Origin of the sequence: Streptomyces sp. NPDC058579, from assembly GCF_042718575.1 — a bacterium.
Taxonomy (GTDB): domain Bacteria; phylum Actinomycetota; class Actinomycetes; order Streptomycetales; family Streptomycetaceae; genus Streptomyces.
Window position 1 is genome coordinate 46,442 of the sequence record NZ_JBHXPI010000023.1, and the last position, 16,787, is coordinate 63,228.

The 16,787-nt window shown below is 70.9% G+C and carries 18 protein-coding genes and 1 riboswitch; of the genes, 14 read left to right on the top strand and 4 right to left on the bottom strand.

Going from position 1 to position 16,787, the window contains the following annotated elements; translation table 11 throughout:
• Nucleotides 1-211: 211 nt before the first annotated feature.
• Both ACFWRO_RS23805 and ACFWRO_RS23810 read left to right on the top strand, forming a co-directional pair.
• Nucleotides 212-1,642: an RDD family protein gene (locus tag ACFWRO_RS23805; RefSeq protein WP_384513075.1), complete on the top strand. Its 1,431-nt coding sequence runs from the start codon at nt 212-214 to the stop codon at nt 1,640-1,642.
• 236 nt (nt 1,643-1,878) lie between these two features.
• Complete coding sequence (locus tag ACFWRO_RS23810) at nt 1,879-2,637, top strand: RDD family protein (RefSeq protein WP_384513076.1); 759 nt, start codon at nt 1,879-1,881, stop codon at nt 2,635-2,637.
• Nucleotides 2,638-2,664: 27 nt separating this feature from the next.
• Here the strand turns inward: ACFWRO_RS23810 and ACFWRO_RS23815 are convergent, their stop codons facing one another.
• On the bottom strand, nt 2,665-2,949 hold the full coding sequence (locus tag ACFWRO_RS23815; protein WP_384513077.1) for a hypothetical protein: 285 nt from the start codon (nt 2,947-2,949) through the stop codon (nt 2,665-2,667).
• Between the two features lie 345 nt (nt 2,950-3,294).
• Between ACFWRO_RS23815 and ACFWRO_RS23820 the strand changes: the two genes are divergently transcribed.
• The gene (locus ACFWRO_RS23820; protein ID WP_384513078.1) at nt 3,295-5,739 is read left to right on the top strand and encodes an immune inhibitor A domain-containing protein; all 2,445 of its coding nucleotides are present in this window, start codon (nt 3,295-3,297) and stop codon (nt 5,737-5,739) included.
• 134 nt (nt 5,740-5,873) lie between these two features.
• Nucleotides 5,874-6,182 (top strand): hypothetical protein, encoded by a 309-nt coding sequence (locus ACFWRO_RS23825; RefSeq protein ID WP_384513079.1) that lies wholly within the window; start codon nt 5,874-5,876, stop codon nt 6,180-6,182.
• 34 nt (nt 6,183-6,216) lie between these two features.
• Here the strand turns inward: ACFWRO_RS23825 and ACFWRO_RS23830 are convergent, their stop codons facing one another.
• Both ACFWRO_RS23830 and ACFWRO_RS23835 read right to left on the bottom strand, forming a co-directional pair.
• Complete coding sequence (locus ACFWRO_RS23830; RefSeq protein ID WP_384513080.1) at nt 6,217-6,804, bottom strand: isochorismatase family protein; 588 nt, start codon at nt 6,802-6,804, stop codon at nt 6,217-6,219.
• A 178-nt stretch (nt 6,805-6,982) separates the two neighbouring features.
• Complete coding sequence (locus ACFWRO_RS23835) at nt 6,983-8,311, bottom strand: nicotinate phosphoribosyltransferase (RefSeq protein ID WP_384513081.1); 1,329 nt, start codon at nt 8,309-8,311, stop codon at nt 6,983-6,985.
• 178 nt (nt 8,312-8,489) lie between these two features.
• Here ACFWRO_RS23835 and clpS point away from each other — a divergent pair, with 178 nt between their 5' ends.
• The 10 genes from clpS to ACFWRO_RS23885 all read left to right on the top strand — a co-directional run bounded on the left by clpS (nt 8,490) and on the right by ACFWRO_RS23885 (nt 16,207).
• Complete coding sequence (gene clpS / locus ACFWRO_RS23840; RefSeq protein WP_352187447.1) at nt 8,490-8,795, top strand: ATP-dependent Clp protease adapter ClpS; 306 nt, start codon at nt 8,490-8,492, stop codon at nt 8,793-8,795.
• On the top strand, nt 8,795-9,382 hold the full coding sequence (locus ACFWRO_RS23845; RefSeq protein WP_384513082.1) for a DUF2017 domain-containing protein: 588 nt from the start codon (nt 8,795-8,797) through the stop codon (nt 9,380-9,382). The genes clpS and ACFWRO_RS23845 overlap by 1 nt, the downstream gene beginning before the upstream one ends.
• A 346-nt stretch (nt 9,383-9,728) precedes the next feature.
• Entirely contained in the window at nt 9,729-11,180 is a 1,452-nt protein-coding gene (locus ACFWRO_RS23850) for an amino acid permease (RefSeq protein WP_384513083.1), read from the top strand.
• 76 nt (nt 11,181-11,256) lie between these two features.
• Nucleotides 11,257-11,682, top strand: coding sequence for a Mov34/MPN/PAD-1 family protein (locus tag ACFWRO_RS23855; RefSeq protein ID WP_384513084.1), 426 nt, complete (start codon nt 11,257-11,259; stop codon nt 11,680-11,682).
• Nucleotides 11,679-11,843: riboswitch (cobalamin riboswitch) on the top strand. (Overlaps the previous gene by 4 nt.)
• A gap of 36 nt (nt 11,844-11,879) precedes the next feature.
• Nucleotides 11,880-12,857, top strand: a complete 978-nt coding sequence (locus ACFWRO_RS23860; protein ID WP_384513085.1) for an ABC transporter substrate-binding protein — start codon at nt 11,880-11,882, stop codon at nt 12,855-12,857.
• 5 nt (nt 12,858-12,862) lie between these two features.
• The gene (locus ACFWRO_RS23865) at nt 12,863-13,918 is read left to right on the top strand and encodes a FecCD family ABC transporter permease (RefSeq protein ID WP_384513129.1); all 1,056 of its coding nucleotides are present in this window, start codon (nt 12,863-12,865) and stop codon (nt 13,916-13,918) included.
• Entirely contained in the window at nt 13,915-14,718 is an 804-nt protein-coding gene (locus tag ACFWRO_RS23870; protein WP_384513086.1) for an ABC transporter ATP-binding protein, read from the top strand. The genes ACFWRO_RS23865 and ACFWRO_RS23870 overlap by 4 nt, the downstream gene beginning before the upstream one ends.
• Before the next feature lie 44 nt (nt 14,719-14,762).
• Complete coding sequence (locus tag ACFWRO_RS23875; protein ID WP_361962636.1) at nt 14,763-14,861, top strand: putative leader peptide; 99 nt, start codon at nt 14,763-14,765, stop codon at nt 14,859-14,861.
• A gap of 110 nt (nt 14,862-14,971) precedes the next feature.
• Nucleotides 14,972-15,250 (top strand): MoaD/ThiS family protein, encoded by a 279-nt coding sequence (locus tag ACFWRO_RS23880; protein ID WP_384513087.1) that lies wholly within the window; start codon nt 14,972-14,974, stop codon nt 15,248-15,250.
• 6 nt (nt 15,251-15,256) lie between these two features.
• Nucleotides 15,257-16,207 (top strand): PLP-dependent cysteine synthase family protein, encoded by a 951-nt coding sequence (locus ACFWRO_RS23885; protein ID WP_384513088.1) that lies wholly within the window; start codon nt 15,257-15,259, stop codon nt 16,205-16,207.
• A gap of 40 nt (nt 16,208-16,247) precedes the next feature.
• Here the strand turns inward: ACFWRO_RS23885 and ACFWRO_RS23890 are convergent, their stop codons facing one another.
• Nucleotides 16,248-16,757: a type II toxin-antitoxin system PemK/MazF family toxin gene (locus ACFWRO_RS23890; protein ID WP_384513089.1), complete on the bottom strand. Its 510-nt coding sequence runs from the start codon at nt 16,755-16,757 to the stop codon at nt 16,248-16,250.
• Between the last annotated feature and the right edge of the window lie 30 nt (nt 16,758-16,787).

Consider the following 16,787-nt stretch of genomic DNA (forward strand, 5'->3'; position numbering starts at 1 on the left):
GGCGAGGGTTCGCGGAGCGGCCGGGCGGGGGCTCTCGGCGGGGGGATCGTCGGCCTGAACGTGACGGTGAGTCGCGGGTTCTGTGGGTATGTCGCTCGAAGGCGGGTTTCTCGTGGCCTCTTTCTTCTTGCGGCGCCGTTCTTCGTTACTGTCCTCCTTGGGCCGACGGCCCTCAGTCGTAGAAGCGTCGTCACGGAACGGAGTCGGGGCAGTGGCTACTCCTCCTGGAGCCGGCGGGGAGGTCCCGCACGCCGGGTACTACCCGGACCCCTCCATTCCCGGATACATCCGGTACTGGAACGGGGGCGCCTGGGTACCCGGGACGAGTCGGCCCGCGCCCAAGGACGGCGAACTCCCGCCGGGCGCGCCGGTCTCGACCGCGCCCGCGGGTCCGGCGCTGGTGCCGAACCCGTCGCCCGCGCCCGTGGTGCCCGCCGTGGAGGAGACGGGACCCGTCTTCTTCGACGAGGAGCTCGCCGCGTCCGAGCCCGAGCCGGCCTCCGCGTGGCAGGCGGACGCCTCCCGGCAGACGGGCTTCGGCGGCGACCGCGACCAGAAGGTCTCCTGGGGCGCGCCCGAGCCGTCGGCGACGCCCGGCCCGTCCGCGGGTCCGTCCGCCGCTCCTGTCCCCGGTGCGCGGGACCCCCGCCTGGCGGCCGACCCCGGGCCGCAGGCCCGGCTCGGCGGGATGCCGGTGACCCCGGCCTCGCAGTCCCCCGACCCGACGGGCGGAGCGCTCCCCGGCGTACGCAGGCCGGGCGCTCCGGTCCCCGAGGGCACGATGACCATCCGCGCGCAGGCTTCCCCGCCCGCGCAGGGCCCCCAGGCCGCGCCCAGCCCGCACGCCGCACAGACCCCGCAGGCCGTGCAGGCGGCTCCCGCGGCCCCGCTCCCGCACGTCCCCTCACCGGTGCCGGCACCGGCCCCCGCGCCGACGCCCGCACCCGCCCCGACGCCGGCCCCCGTCACCCCCGCCCCCGTCGCCCCTGTCGCGACCGGGCCCGGTGGTGGGGCCGCTTCGTGGCCGCAGCAGGTGCAGCAGCTCGCGCAGCCCGCGCCCACCCCCGCTCCGGCGGCCTCCGGCGTGGGCGAGCCGCCCGTGGTGCCCTGGAAGCCGCCCGTCGAGGACATGTTCCTGCAGGCGGCCCGGGCCCAGGCGGCCGCGCGGCCCGCCGGGCTCGGGAAGCGCCTCGTCGCCCGGTTCGTCGACACCCTCGTGCTCGGCGCGCTGGCGGGCGCGGCGGCGTTCCCCTTCGTCACGACCGCGCTCGACCACATCGAGGCCAAGATCGAGGCGGCGAAGCAGTCCGGCGTCACCGTCCAGGTCTGGCTCCTGGACGGCACGACCTCCCTCAACTTCGGGATCGCGCTCGGCGCCTTCTTCGTCCTCGGCGTCCTGTACGAGGCGCTGCCCACCGCCAAGTGGGGCCGTACGCTCGGCAAGAAGCTCTGCGGTCTCCAGGTACGGGACATCGAGGCGCACGAGCCGCCGACCTTCGGCGCGGCCCTGCGCCGCTGGCTCGTCTACAGCGTCCTCGGGCTCCTGGTGCTCGGCGTCCTCAACGTCCTCTGGTGCGTCTTCGACCGCCCATGGCGCCAGTGCTGGCACGACAAGGCGGCCCGCACCTTCGTGGCGGGTTAGGGCCTCTCGTCTGGATCATGCCGGGCTCGCGGGCCCTGGCACCGTGCCTCGCCGCGTTGTCGTCGGTCGCCAACGCTCCGCGTTGACTCCCTCCTCCGCCTTGCGATGCACGGCACCAGACCCCGCTCCCTGATCCGGCCTGATCCAGGCGAGAGGCCCTACGGCACCCGCCCGGCGGTCCCTCGAACGGGCTGCGAATCCTTGCGGGCGCCCGCCGCCCGGGATGCACTGCCCACATGAGCAACGATCAGCCGACGCCCGGTGAGCGGCCCGAGGACGACCCGTTCCTCAAGAGGCCCAAGGAGCCGCAGGAGCCCACGCCGCCGTCGGCGGGGTCCCCTTACGGGAGCGAGCCGCCTCCCCCCGAAGGCCCGCCACCGGGCGGCCCGCCCCCCGGTGGCCCGCCGCCGGGACCCCCGCCCGGGGGGTCGCCGTACGACAACGCTCCGCCGCCGCCCCCGCCGTACGGTCAGCCCTACGGCGGCGGAGGCGGTTACGGCGGTGCGGATCCGCTCGCCGGGATGCCGCCGCTCGCCGACTCCGGCAAGCGCATCCTCGCGAGGATCATGGACTGGCTGCTCATCGCCATCCCGCTCGCCATCATCGGCATCCCGTTCGACGTCTACGACCGGGCCACCGACAGCAGCGACGACTTCGGCGACGCGATCACCGCGACCAGCACGGGCAGCGGCCTGGTCTTCCAGCTGATCACCATCGTCGCGTTCGTCGCCTACGACACCCTGATGGTGGCCAAGAAGGGCCAGACGCTCGGCAAGAAGTGGATGAAGCTGCGCGTCGCGATGCTCAACGACGGCTCCACGCCGCCGACGAACGCCTCGCTGATCCGGGCCGTCGTGCTGTGGCTGCCGGCGCTGATCTGCTGCGCCTGCCTGTGGCCGCTGCTCCTGCTCATCCTGATCCTGGTCGACAAGCCCTACAAGCAGGGTCTGCACGACAAGGCGGCGAAGACCGTGGTGGTGTCCGTGCAGCAGTAGCGGACGAGCGCCAGGCGGCGACGAGCGCTACGAGCTCGAACCGATCCGGGTATCGGCCCCCGCGCCCACGCGGACGGCCGGTACCCGGATCTCGTCCGTCAGGGGGGCCGCGGGCGCCACCGGCTCGGGGGCCCTGCGGCGGTGCGTGGCCGGCAGTGTGATCGCGACGAGCACGCCGAGCAGCAGCCCGGCCGCGCTGATCACGACGATGCCCAGCGCTTCGGTGGTGCGGGACAGCAACAGCAGGGCGACGGTCGAGAAGACGACGGTGGCCGAACCGTAGGCGAGCTGTGCGGCGTTCGGACGCGGCATGACGGGTACCGTCCCTCGAAGCATCGGCTGGTCGCACTCCCGAGCGACTCTACGTCGATGGATGCCCGAGCGAAACGGGTAGTAAGCGTGACCTAACCCACGGTGCGGATGCACGGGGGGCGCATGGAGTCACCGATTCCCCGAATGACCCGTTCTGGTGCGCCCGGTGACCGTCCGGATAACGGAAATCGACTTCTGCATAGTGCAGTTGGCCTGTTCAAGTCAAGGACTGTCTTTTCCGGAGTAACTCCGGTCGAATGTCGTCACTTGTGACGCGCGTACCCGCCTGCGGACACCCCACCTCAGGTCCGTGGGCCGAGGGGCGCCGGGGAGGACAAACATCAAGTGACCAGCAGACGACGGGCGATCAGAACGTCCGCAGTCGTCGTGGCGCTCGCGGCTACCGCCGCCACCGCCTCGACCTTCACCACCTCGTGGGCCGACGACAAGGGGCCGGGCGCACCCGCCCCCATCGAGCGCCACGACCCGGCTCCGGGAGCCGGCGTGGACAAGACCGCGGTCGACCACGACCTCGAGGGCCCGTACAGCAAGCAGCAGGAGCAGCAGCGCAAGGCCGCCCTGGAGCAGGTGCTGAGCGGCGAGTCCAAGGTCGAGCGCCGCGGGGGCTCCCAGGTCGTCAAGCTCGACAGCAAGAAGTACGTCGAGCTGGGCCGGGAGAAGACCGACAAGATCTTCACGATCCTGGTCGAGTTCGGCGACAAGGTGGACAACACCACGCTGGTCGACCGCGCCGACGACGACACCGCCGACCCGAAGCCGAAGTTCGGCGGCACGCCCGGCCCGCTGCACAACCAGATAGCCCAGCCGGACCGTGCGAAGGACAACTCCACGGCCTGGCAGAAGGACTACAACCAGAAGCACTTCCAGGACCTGTACTTCGGCACCGGCAAGGACAAGAAGACCGGTCAGCCGAAGGAGTCCCTGAAGACGTACTACGAGAAGACCTCCTCGGGCCGGTACTCGGTCGAGGGCGGCGTCTCGGACTGGGTCAAGGTCGAGTACAACGAGGCCCGTTACGGCTCGAACTACTGCGGCAACAGCAACTGCGCCAACGTCTGGGACGCCGTCCGCGACGGTGTCACCGCGTGGACCGCGGACCAGAAGGCCAAGGGCCGCACCGACGCCCAGATCAAGGCCGACATCGCCCAGTACGACCAGTGGGACCGGTACGACTTCGACGCCGACGGCAACTTCAACGAGGCCGACGGCTACATCGACCACTTCCAGATCGTCCACGCGGGCGAGGACGAGTCGGCTGGCGGCGGCGTCCAGGGCGGCGACGCCCTGTGGGCCCACCGCTGGTACGCGTACGGCACGGACGCGGGCAAGACCGGCCCGGCGAACAACAAGTCCGGCGGCACGCAGGTCGGCTCCACCGGCATCTGGGTCGGCGACTACACGATGCAGCCGGAGAACGGCGGCCTCGGCGTCTTCGCGCACGAGTACGGTCACGACCTCGGTCTGCCGGACCTGTACGACACCTCCGGCAAGCCCGGCGCCGAGAACTCGACCGGCTTCTGGTCCCTGATGTCCTCCGGTTCCTGGCTCGGCCGGGGCAAGGAGTCCATCGGCGACCTGCCCGGCGACATGACCGCCTGGGACAAGCTGCAGCTCGGCTGGCTCAACTACACCAAGGTGAGCAACGAGCAGCGCGGTACGAAGTCCACCCACAAGCTGGGCGTGGCCGAGTACAACACCAAGAACCCGCAGGCGCTCGTCGTCGAGCTGCCGAAGAAGCAGGTCACCACCGAGGTCGTCGCGCCCGCCGAGGGCGCCACGCAGTGGTGGAGCGGCATGGGTGACGACCTCAAGAACACCCTGACCCGCTCGGTCGACCTGACCGGCAAGTCGAAGGCCACCCTTGAGCTCAAGGGCTGGTACGACATCGAGCTGGACTACGACTACCTCTACACCGAGGTGTCGACGGACGGCGGCGCCAACTGGACCGCCCTGGACGGCACGGTGGACGGCAAGCCGCTGCCGCGCGACGCGAGCGGCGCCCCGGCGCTGACCGACGTCTCCGGCGCGTACAAGCCGCTGGTCTTCCCGCTGGACGCCTACGCGGGCAAGAAGTTCGACCTCCGCTTCCGCTACCAGACGGACGGCGGCGCGGGCGGCAAGGGCTTCGCGGCCGACGCCATCACGCTGACCGCCGACGGTGCCCCGGTCTTCTCGGACACCGTCGAGGCCGGCGACAACGGCTGGGCGGCGAAGGGCTTCTCGCGCATCGGCAAGGGCTTCACGAAGGAGTACGAGCAGTACTACCTCGCGGAGAACCGCCAGTACGTGTCGTACGACGCGACCCTCAAGGTCGGCCCGTACAACTTCGGGTTCGCGGGTGACAAGGCCAGCTGGGTCGAGCACTACCCGTACCAGAACGGCCTGCTGATCTGGCTGTGGGACACCTCGCAGAAGGACAACAACACGGCCGTCCACCCGGGCCAGGGCCTCGTCCTCCCGGTCGACGCGCACCCGACGCCGCTGAAGTGGTCGAACGGCACCCTGATGCGCAACCGCATCCAGTCGCACGACGCGCCCTTCGGCACCTACCGCACCGACGGCTTCACGCTGCACAGCGCGGACGCCCCGGCGAAGATCAAGCCGCTGGCGGGCAACCCGGTCTTCGACGACCGGAAGGGTACGTACTGGTACCAGGAGACCGAGCGGGCCGGCGTCAAGGTAACTGACACCAACACCAAGATCGCGGTCGTCAAGGAGCCGAAGAACGGCCAGACGATCACCGTCCAGGTGGGTCCGTCCACGAAGTAATCAGCATTACCGCAGGTCAAACCATGATCGGCCGTCGCCCTCTAGCGGGCGGCGGCCGATCGTGTTTGAGTGCCCCTGACCATGCTTTTGACGTTCCTTATTGACATCCAACGCACAGGGGGAGTGGTTTCGGCATGCCCGGTGGAGGCTTCTGCAAGTTGCCAGGTGGCAGTGTGGTCGTCGCGATAGGGCTCCCGAGCCCGGCCGGCGACGGGGTCACCGTCCGCTTCCTGGTGCACGCGGCGAACCGCGCCCGCGCCCTGACCCGGCTGCGGAACCTGGGCCTGCGCGCCGTCTACCTCCGGGGCAACGCGGAGCCCCCGACCCCCGACGAGATCACCGCCGTCCTCCACCACCCGGACGGCCTGCTGTGGCGCTCCGCGGCGGGCACGACGACCCAGGAGCTGTGGCACTCGATACGGAGCCTGCCCACGGCCTCGTAGGGCACTGGGGGGGGGATGCCAGACCAGGGGTATGTCAGACCACGGGCTTGCCCGTGAGCTCCACCCCGGCCCCGCGCAGCTCCTCCAGGGCCCGCTCGGTCGTCGGCTTGGCGACGCCCGCCGTGAGGTCGAGCAGGACCTGCGTACGGAACCCCTCCCGGGCCGCGTCGAGCGCCGTCGCCCGGACGCAGTGGTCCGTCGCGATGCCCACGACGTCGACCTCGGCCACGTCGTGCGCCCGCAGCCACTCGGCCAGGGTCGTCCCGTTCTCGTCGCGCCCCTCGAAGCCGCTGTACGCCGCCTCGTACGCCCCCTTGTCGAACACCGCGTCGATCGCGCCGGAGGCGACCGCGGGGGCGAAGTTCGGGTGGAAGCCGACGCCCTCGGTCCCGGCCACGCAGTGCACCGGCCAGGACGTCACGTAGTTCGGCTCGTCGGAGAAGTGGTCGCCCGGGTCGACGTGGTGGTCGCGGGTCGCGACCACGTGCCGGTACGCGGCGCCCGCCGCCTCCCCGACCAGGTCGGTGATGGCGGCGGCGACATCCGCACCCCCCGCCACCGCGAGGCTGCCGCCCTCGCAGAAGTCGTTCTGAACGTCCACGACGATCAATGCGCGGTGCATGGCGGGTGTCCTTCGGTGGGCCGGCGAGGGGAGCTGGGTTACGGACGGGGGTCGGGCGAGGCGTCGGGCGGGGGGAATGGCTTCGAGCCTAGAGACTTCCCCCTCCCTTCGGGAGGGGGCCTCGCAGGGTGTTACACGTACTCCCTACACGTACTCCCCACGCGTACGGGCGTACCGGCTACGCGTACTCCGTCGGCAGCACCGGCTCGCCCCGCGACAGCTGGATCGCCGACATCGGCAGCCCGCCACGCGCCGCGATGTGCCGCGCCCGCGCCGCCTCCAGCGGCTCGCGGGCCACCACGTCGCCGCCCTTGACCAGCTCCACGAGCAGCTGGTGGTCGGCGAGCTCCGGCGGCACCGGGCCCGTACCGACGACCTCGGCCTCCGCGACGCCCTCCGCGTCCGGCCGGCGCGCCGCCCACTTGCGGCCGCCGACCGAGGCCTTGCCGCCGAGCGACTTCTTCGCCACCGCCGTCAGCGGCGCCTTCGGGTCGGCCGACTGGGCGCGGGCGACCAGCTTGTAGACCATCGAGCAGGTCGGGTGCCCGCTGCCGGTGACCAGCTGCGTGCCGACCCCGTACGCGTCGACCGGAGCCGCCGCCAGCGAGGCGATGGCGTACTCGTCCAGGTCGGAGGTGACCACGATCTTGGTGTTCGTCGCGCCCAGCTCGTCCAGCTGCGCCCGCACCCGGTGCGCCACGAGCAGCAGGTCCCCGGAGTCGATGCGCACGGCGCCGAGCTCCGGTCCTGCCACCTCGACGGCGGTACGGACGGCCTCGGCCACGTCGTAGGTGTCGACGAGCAGCGTCGTACCGCGGCCGAGGGTCTCCACCTGGGCCTGGAACGCGTCCCGCTCGCTGTCGTGCAGCAGGGTGAAGGCGTGCGCGGAGGTGCCGACGGTCGGGATGCCGTAACGGAACCCGGCGGCCAGGTCCGAGGTGGCGTCGAAGCCGCCGACGTAGGCGGCGCGGGCGGAGGCGACGGCGGCCAGCTCGTGGGTGCGCCGGGCGCCCATCTCGATGAGCCGCCGCCCGCCGGCCGCCCCCGAAATCCGGGAGGCCGCGGCCGCGATGGCCGAGTCGTGGTTGAGGATCGAGAGGATCACGGTCTCCAGGAGCACGCACTCCGCGAAGGAGCCCTCGACCCGCAGGATCGGGGAGCCGGGGAAGTACACCTCGCCCTCGGGGTAGCCCCAGATGTCGCCCGAGAAGCGGTAGCCGGCCAGCCACCGGAGCGTCGGCTCGTCCACGATCGCCTGCTCGCGCAGGAAGCCGAGGACGTCCGCGTCGAAGCGGAAGTTCTCGACGGCGTCGAGGACCCGTCCGATGCCCGCCACCACGCCGTAGCGCCTGCCCTCGGGCAGGCGGCGGGTGAAGACCTCGAAAACGGAGCGTCGTTCGGCGGTGCCGGCCCGGAGGGCCGCCTGGAGCATGGTCAGCTCGTACTGGTCGGTGAAGAGCGCGGTCGACGGCACGTCCACCGGGAGCCCAAGGTCCGCAGCGTTCATGTCAGCGATGCTACCGCAGAAATCGTCAGATTGACGATTTCTAGTTCGGGGTCGGCTCCGGGTCGGCTCGGGGCCGGCTCCGGGTCGCCCGCAGGCCGGCTCCGCGCCCCCTCCGTTCGAGCGCACCAGGGCTGACCCGTTTGTGCGACCCCCCTCCCGAGGTGGCAGCATGGGGTAAGTGAGCGTCGCGCCTATTGAGATCGAACGCACGGAATCGGCTGAAGAGACTTTCGCCGTCGTGGAGCCGGACGTGCCGTGGGTGACTCTCGTCCACAACGATCCGGTCAATCTGATGAGCTATGTGACCTACGTCTTCCAGGCGTACTTCGGTTACTCCAAGGACAAGGCGCACAAGCTGATGCTCGACGTGCACAACAAGGGCCGGGCCGTGGTCTCCAGCGGTACGCGCGAGGAGATGGAGCGGGACGTGCAGGCGATGCACGGCTACGGGCTGTGGGCGACCCTCACCCAGGACCGCGGCTGATGGCCGGACACTTCGAGGTCCTGCCCGGCGGCGGCGCCGCCGTCGCGCTGGACGAGGTCGAGATCGCCATCCTGCGCTCCCTCGCCGTCCAGCTCATGGAGCTGATCGGCCCGGGCGACGAGCCCGTCGAGGGCGAGGACCCGCTCGCCGCGCTCTTCGCCGAGGGCCCGAGCGAGGCCCCGAGCGACCCCGCGCTCAAGCGGCTCTTCCCCGACGCGTACGCGGACGAGAGCGAGGAGCTGCGCTCGGCGGCGGCCGACTTCCGCCGCTTCACCGAGAACGACCTGCGCGCCCGCAAGCGGCAGGACACCCTCATGGTGATCCGCACCCTCGACGCGCTCACCCCGACCGACGAGGACGGCGGCGCCGTCCTCAAGCTCACCGCCGACGAGTCCCGGGCCTGGCTCGGCGCGCTCAACGACCTGCGGCTGACGATCGGTACGCGCCTCGAGGTCACCGACGAGGACGAGAGCGGGGAGCTGTACCGGCTGCCCGACTCCGACCCGCGCAAGCCGATGGTGATGGCGTACCTCTGGCTGGGCGCGCTCCAGGAGTCGCTCGTCGAGACGCTGATGCCGGGCGCCTGATGCCGGGTGCCGGGCGCCTGATGCCGGGTGCCGGGCGCTTGATGCCAGGTGCCTGATGCCCGCCGCCTGATACCGGCCGGTAGCGCGCCGTTCGCTCAGCGGACACTCAAATCCGGATAACGAATACGTCACCAAAGTGTTCTTACTGGTCCTGTTGAGTGGCTTTTGACCCCTTTTTCATGTGGCGTGCGCCACAACGCCCCACCTCGATCACTGTTTCCCCCGTGATAAATCTTCACGACCACTCGGGGACGCCACCCATGTCCCCGGGGGCGCTTGGCCGGCTGACCGCCGGTAGCACTCCAGCCATATCCGGGGGGATCAGCGTGGAGAAAGGCGCATCAACATGACCTCAGTGCAGGTCGACAAGCAGCACGACGGCAATGAGGCCGCGGACTCCGCCGACGGCGAGGGTTACCACCGGGCACTCGGCGCCCGCCAGATCCAGATGATCGCGATCGGCGGCGCCATCGGCACCGGCCTCTTCCTCGGAGCGGGCAAGGGCATCTCCAAGGCGGGACCGAGCCTGATCCTCGCGTACGCCATCGCGGGCCTCGTCATCTTCTTCATCATGCGGGCGCTCGGCGAGCTCCTCATGTACCGGCCCGTGTCCGGCTCCTTCTCGGAGTACGCACGCGAGTTCATCGGCCCCTTCTGGGGCTTCGTGACCGGCTGGACGTACTGGCTCTTCTGGGTCGTCACCGGCATCACCGAAGTCACCGCGGCCTCCGCGTACATGCAGTACTGGACCAAGAACGCCAACGGCTGGCTCGATCAGCCGCAATGGGTCTTCGCCCTGATCTTCACGGTCGTCCTGTTCCTCGCGAACCTGATCTCCGTCAAGCTCTTCGGCGAGCTCGAGTTCTGGTTCTCGATGGTCAAGGTCACCGCGATCGTCGGCATGATCCTGATCTGCGCCGGTGTCCTCACCATCGGCTTCTCCGACGCCGGTGACACCGCCTCGGTCAGCCTGCTCTGGTCCGAGGGCGGCTTCTTCCCCAAGGGCATCGGCTCGACCCTGATGACCCTGCAGATGGTCATGTTCGCCTTCCTCGCCGTCGAGCTCGTCGGTGTCACGGCGGGCGAGTCCAAGGACCCGAAGACCGTCCTGCCCAAGGCCATCAACACCGTGCCGTGGCGCATCGCCGTCTTCTACGTCGGCGCGCTGATCATGATCCTGTCGGTCGTCCCGTGGACCCACTTCCAGCCGGGCATCTCCCCGTTCGTCGCGGCCTTCGAGAAGATGGGCCTCGGCATCGGCGCCGCGATCGTGAACTTCGTCGTGCTGACCGCCGCGCTGTCCTCCTGCAACTCGGGCATGTACTCCACCGGCCGCATGCTGCGCGACCTCGCGCTCAACGGCCAGGGCCCGAAGTTCTTCACCAAGCTCACCAAGAACGGCCTGCCGCTGGCCGGTACGTCCTTCTCGGCCGGGCTGATGATGGTCGGCGTCTGGATCAACTACCAGTGGCCGGGCGAGGCGTTCAACTACGTCGTCTCCTTCGCGACCATCTCCGGCATGTGGGCCTGGATCATGATCCTGGTCTGCCAGATCCGCTTCCGCCTCAAGGCCGACCGGGGCGAGCTGCCCCAGTCCTCCTTCAAGGCCCCGGGCGGCATCTGGTTCAGCGTCTTCTCGCTCGCCTTCATCGGCATGGTCATCGTGATGATGGGCATCGACAAGGACGCGCGGATCTCGCTGTACTGCGCCCCCCTGTGGGGCCTGCTCCTGGGTGTCTCGTACCTGATCCTGAAGGCGCGCAACCCGCAGGGCGCGGCCTTCGTGAAGCGTTCCTGACCTGCTCCGTCTCGGCATTCGGGCCGTTCCGTACCACTCCTCGGTACGGGGCGGCCCGTCTGCTTATCCTGTCGCCATGCTGACCATCACCCGGGCCCTGTACGACCAGATCGTGGAACACTCCCGCGCGGACCACCCCGACGAGGCCTGCGGCGTGGTCGCGGGTCCCGCCGGCAGCGGCCGCCCCGAGCGGTTCATCCCGATGCTGAACGCGGCGCGCTCGCCCACGTTCTACGAGTTCGACTCGGCCGACCTGCTGAAGCTCTACCGCGAGATGGACGACCGGGACGAGGAGCCCGTGATCATCTACCACTCGCACACCGCCACCGAGGCCTACCCCTCGCGCACCGACATCACGTACGCGAACGAGCCCGGCGCCCACTACGTCCTGGTCTCCACCGCCGACACCGACGGCGCGGGCCCCTTCCAGTTCCGCTCCTACACGATCGTCGACGGCGTCGTGACGGAAGAGGACATCAAGGTGGTCGAGGAGTACGTGTGAGGGATACCCGCGAAGGTCGTATGACCGTCTGAGAGACTGACGCGACAATCAAGGGCGGCAGGACCCAGGAAGCCGGTGTGCAATCCGGCGCGGTCCCGCCACTGTGACCAGCGACTTCGCTCGCTGGGAGCCAGGAACTGACCTGCCGCCTCTCACCACCGACTGGGGACGTGGAAATCCCCGGAGGAGGCACGTCCGTGTTCACCCGGCACCGCCGTACCCTGCTGCCCGCCGCAGCCCTCGTCCCGCTGCTCGCCGCCTGCGCGGCCCCCGCGGAGCAGGCCGCCCCCGCGGGGAAGTCCGCGCCGGGATTCCCGTACACCGTCTCCAACTGCGGTGTGAAGACGACCTTCCAGGCGCCGCCGAAGCGGGCCGTGACCATGAACCAGCACGTCACCGAGGTCATGCTCGCCCTCGGCCTGGAGAAGTCCCTGGCCGGCACCGCCTACCTCGACGACCGGATCCTGCCCGCGTACAAGAAGGCGTACGACGCGGTGCCGGTGCTCTCCAAGGAGTACCCCTCCAAGGAGGCCCTGCTCGCCGCCAACCCCGACTTCGTCTACGGGGGTTACGCCAGCGCCTTCGACGCCAAGGCAGGGCGCGGCCGCGACGACCTGAAGAAGTCGGGCATCGAGAGCCGCCTCAACATGGAGTACTGCCCCTCCGGCGCCTCCTCCCTCGCCGACCTCTACCAGGAGGTCGACGAGGTCGCCCGGACCTTCGGCGTCCCCGAGCGCGGCGCCGACTGGACCGCCGAAGCGAAGAAGACCGTCACGGCGACCGAGAAGCGGCTCAAGGGGGTCGCCCCGGTGTCGGTCTTCGTCTACGACAGCGGCGACAAGACCGCGTTCACGGCCGGCGGCAAGGGCATCGGCAACGAGCTGATCACCCGGGCCGGCGGCCGCAACGTCTTCGCCGACCTGGACAAGACCTTCGGCGACGCGACCTGGGAGCAGGTCGTCGCCCGCAAGCCCGACGTGATCGTCATCTACGACTACGGCTCCACGACCGTCGAACAGAAGAAGAAGCGCCTCCTGGACGACCCCGCCCTCAAGGACGTCCCGGCGATCAAGAACAAGCGCTTCGCCGTCATGCCCCTCTCGGACGCGGTCCTCGGCGTCCGCGTCCCGGCCGCCGTCGACAAGCTCTCCGCCCAGCTCCACCCGAACCGGTGACGTCGGTGACGGGGCGGGCGCCGGTGAAGGCGGCCGCCCCCGTACGGGGGCCGCTCCCGTACGGTCTCGTCGTCACCGGCCTCCTCGCGGCCCTCGCGGTCGCCGTCGTCGTCGGGGTCGCCCTCGGCTCCGTACGGATACCCGTGGGCCAGGTCGTCGAGATCCTCACCGGCCGCGCCGCCCCGTCCCCGTACCGCACGATCGTGCTCGACGTCCGGCTGCCGCGCGTGCTGCTCGGCGCGGTCGTCGGCGCCGGACTCGCCGTCGTCGGCGCCGTCCTGCAGGCCCTCGTCCGCAACCGGCTCGCCGACCCCTTCCTCCTCGGGATCTCCTCCGGGGCGGCCGGCGGGGCCGTCCTCGTCCTGGTCCTCGGCATCGGCGGCGGGGTCACCACCACCGTCGCCATGCCCGCCGGGGCCTTCGCGGGCGCCCTGTTCGCCCTCGTCCTGGTCTACGCCCTGGCCCGGCGCGGCTCCACGATGACCGGCGCCCGGCTCGTCCTCGCGGGCGTCGCCGTCTCCTACATCCTGTCGGCGCTGACCACCCTGCTCCTCGTCCTGTCCCGGCGGCCGGAGCACGTCCAGGAGGCGATGTTCTGGTCCCTCGGCGGCCTCGGCTCCGCCCGCTGGGACTCCCTCGCCCTGCCCGCGATCGTCGTCGCCCTCGGCACCGCGCTCCTCGTCACCCTCGCCCGCCCGCTCGACCTGCTCCTCGTCGGCGAGGAGGGCGCGACCGTCCTCGGCCTGGACACCGCCCGCTTCCGGGCCGCCGTCTTCGTCCTGGCCTCGCTCGTCACCGCCGTCATGGTCTCCGTCAGCGGGGCCGTCGGCTTCGTCGGCCTGATGGTCCCGCACGCCGCCCGGATGGCCGTCGGCGCCCCGCACCGCCGCCTCCTGCCGGTCGCCGCGCTCGGCGGCGCGCTCGCCCTGATCCTGGCCGACCTCGCCGCCCGGACCGTCGCCGCGCCCCAGGACATCCCGGTCGGCGTCCTCACCGCGCTCATCGGCGGCCCCTTCTTCCTCTGGCTCATGCGCCACCGCGCGGAAGGGAGCCCGGTATGACCTCCCGGCCCGGTACGACGGAGCTGCGCGTCCAGGGACTCTCGTACGAGACACGGCTGTACGACGCCGACCTCACCGCCCGCCCCGGCGAGACCATCGGGCTCGTCGGCCCCAACGGCAGCGGCAAGACCACCCTCCTGCGCTGCGTCTACGGCACCCTCACCCCCACCTCCGGCCGCATCCTCCTCGACGGCGACGACCTGTCCGCCCTCGGGCCCAAGGCCCGCGCCCGCCGGATCGCGACCGTCCCGCAGGACGGCTCCACCGAGTTCGAGCTGACCGTCCAGGAACTCGTCGCCCTCGGCCGCTCCCCGCACAAGCGCTTCTGGGAGGGCGACACGGCCGCCGACCGGACGCGCGCCGAGACCGCCCTCGCCCGGGTCGGCATCGCCGAGCTCGCCGACCGGCCGTACCCCACCCTCTCCGGCGGCGAACGCCAGCGCGCCCTCGTCGCCCGCGCCCTCGTCCAGGACCCGGCGCTCCTCGTCCTGGACGAGCCCACCAACCACCTGGACATCCGCTACCAGCTCGAAGTGCTCCGGCTCGTCCGCGACTTGGGCACCACCAACCTCCTCGCCCTCCACGACCTCAACCTCGCCGCCGCCTACTGCGACCGGCTGTACGTCCTGGAGCGCGGCCGCGTCGTCGCCGAGGGCCCGCCGGCCGAGGTCCTCACCCCCGCCCTGCTCGCGGACGTCTACGGTGTGGAAGCCGAGGTCATCCCGCATCCGAGGACCGGCACGCCGACCGTCGTCTACGTCCCCGGTCCGCCAGTCGAGCACGAAGCGTCCGCCATGTGAGATCACATTCCGGAACCCGGACCGGGAATCGATACGATGACCGCATGGTTTCCCACGACGTGAGCGAAGTGACGACGCCGGGCAGCGCGCTGCTCGTGGCGCGGCTGCACGTCGACCTGTGCCGTCTCGCCAGCGCGATGTGAGCGGGGGCGCTCGTACCGACCAGCGCCCCACGAAGCACCACCCCGCGCGGGGGCCCAGAGCCGCGCGCCTTTCACGCCACTCCCGACTCCCGAAAACAGGAGCCCACGCCATGGCCATCGAGGTCCGCATCCCGACCATCCTCCGCACCTACACCGACGGCGAGAAGTCCGTCGAAGCCAGCGGTGGGACGCTCGCCGAGCTCTTCGCCGACCTGGAGAAGCGCCACGCCGGAATCGAGGACCGCATCGTGGACAAGGGCCAGCTGCGCCGCTTCGTCAACGTCTACCTCAACGACGAGGACGTCCGCTTCCTCGACGGCATCGAGACCAAGCTGGCCGACGGCGACAGCGTCACGATCCTGCCGGCCGTGGCCGGCGGCATGGTCTGATCCACCATGCGTTACGACTCCCCGCTCGCGGCGGTCGGCAACACGCCCCTGGTCCGCCTGCCCCGGCTCTCCCCGTCGGACGACGTCCGCATCTGGGCCAAGCTGGAGGACCGCAACCCCACCGGCTCGGTCAAGGACCGCCCCGCGCTCCACATGGTCGAGCAGGCCGAGAAGGACGGCCGGCTCACCCCCGGCTGCACCATCCTGGAGCCGACCAGCGGCAACACCGGCATCTCGCTGGCGATGGCGGCCAAGCTCAAGGGCTACCGCATCGTCTGCGTCATGCCGGAGAACACCAGCGAGGAGCGGCGCCAGCTGCTCGCCATGTGGGGCGCCGAGATCATCTCGTCCCCGGCGGCGGGCGGGTCGAACACGGCGGTACGGGTCGCCAAGGAGATCGCGGCCGAGAACCCCACCTGGGTGATGCTCTACCAGTACGGCAACCCGGACAACGCGGGCGCGCACTACGCCACGACGGGCCCGGAGATCCTGGCGGACCTCCCTTCCATCACCCACTTCGTCGCGGGCCTCGGCACCACCGGCACCCTCATGGGCGTCGGCCGCTACCTGCGCGAGCACAAGCCGGACGTCAAGATCGTCGCCGCCGAACCCCGGTACGACGACCTCGTCTACGGCCTGCGGAACCTCGACGAGGGCTTCGTCCCCGAGCTGTACGACGCCTCGGTCCTCACCACCCGCTTCTCGGTCGGCTCGGCCGACGCGGTCACCCGCACCCGGGAACTCCTCCAGCAGGAGGGCATCTTCGCCGGCGTCTCCACGGGCGCGGCGCTGCACGCCGCGATCGGCGTCGGCCAGAAGGCGCTGAAGGCCGGCGAGAGCGCGGACATCGCCTTCGTGGTCGCGGACGGCGGCTGGAAGTACCTGTCGACGGGCCTGTACACGGCGGCGACGACGGAAGAGGCGATCGAGACGGTCCAGGGCCAGCTCTGGGCGTAAGGCGCCCGTCTCTCAGCCTGGGGCGTAAGGCCCCTGTCGCTCACGACGCCAGATGGCGGACCTGGTCCCACACGACCGGGTCCGCCGTCCCCACCTTGCGGCGGAACTCCCACACCGGGACCTCCCGCAGCTCATCGGTCTCCAGGAAGCTCGGCCGCCCCTGCGCGTCCCCCACGGACCCCGGCGGCAGCGCGATGACGCCCGGCCGCTCGTCGTGGTACTTGCTGGTGATCTTGGCGACCAGCGCGGAGTCCCCGCGCAGCGCGAGCACCAGACACGGCCGGTCCTTCGACCCGGGCCCGTCCTCGTAGGGCACGTCCGCCCACCAGATCTCGCCCGCCCGGGGGAGCCGCGCGGGCGCCTTGCCGGGAGCTCCGCCGGGCGCCTTACGGGGGGTTTTCGGCCGAACGGGTGGACGCCCGGAGGGCCGCGCCGACGGGCGCGTCCGGCCACCGGGCCGCCGCGCCGACCGCTTCCGGCCGTCCGCCAGCGCCACGACCAGCGCGATCACCACGACCGCGACGAGCGCCGGCCACCAGGACGTGTCCATACCCCAAGACGTTACCGGCCGCCCGTACCC

Coding starts and splice junctions, on each gene's coding strand:
- ACFWRO_RS23855 (WP_384513084.1), top strand. CDS start 11,257: ATGCTGACCATCACCCGGGCCCTGTACGACCAGATCGTGGAACACTCC.
- ACFWRO_RS23850 (WP_384513083.1), top strand. CDS start 9,729: ATGACCTCAGTGCAGGTCGACAAGCAGCACGACGGCAATGAGGCCGCG.
- ACFWRO_RS23880 (WP_384513087.1), top strand. CDS start 14,972: ATGGCCATCGAGGTCCGCATCCCGACCATCCTCCGCACCTACACCGAC.
- ACFWRO_RS23890 (WP_384513089.1), bottom strand. CDS start 16,757: ATGGACACGTCCTGGTGGCCGGCGCTCGTCGCGGTCGTGGTGATCGCG.
- ACFWRO_RS23815 (WP_384513077.1), bottom strand. CDS start 2,949: ATGCCGCGTCCGAACGCCGCACAGCTCGCCTACGGTTCGGCCACCGTC.
- ACFWRO_RS23875 (WP_361962636.1), top strand. CDS start 14,763: ATGGTTTCCCACGACGTGAGCGAAGTGACGACGCCGGGCAGCGCGCTG.
- ACFWRO_RS23885 (WP_384513088.1), top strand. CDS start 15,257: ATGCGTTACGACTCCCCGCTCGCGGCGGTCGGCAACACGCCCCTGGTC.
- ACFWRO_RS23830 (WP_384513080.1), bottom strand. CDS start 6,804: ATGCACCGCGCATTGATCGTCGTGGACGTTCAGAACGACTTCTGCGAG.
- ACFWRO_RS23870 (WP_384513086.1), top strand. CDS start 13,915: ATGACCTCCCGGCCCGGTACGACGGAGCTGCGCGTCCAGGGACTCTCG.
- ACFWRO_RS23835 (WP_384513081.1), bottom strand. CDS start 8,311: ATGAACGCTGCGGACCTTGGGCTCCCGGTGGACGTGCCGTCGACCGCG.
- ACFWRO_RS23825 (WP_384513079.1), top strand. CDS start 5,874: ATGCCCGGTGGAGGCTTCTGCAAGTTGCCAGGTGGCAGTGTGGTCGTC.
- ACFWRO_RS23810 (WP_384513076.1), top strand. CDS start 1,879: ATGAGCAACGATCAGCCGACGCCCGGTGAGCGGCCCGAGGACGACCCG.
- ACFWRO_RS23845 (WP_384513082.1), top strand. CDS start 8,795: ATGGCCGGACACTTCGAGGTCCTGCCCGGCGGCGGCGCCGCCGTCGCG.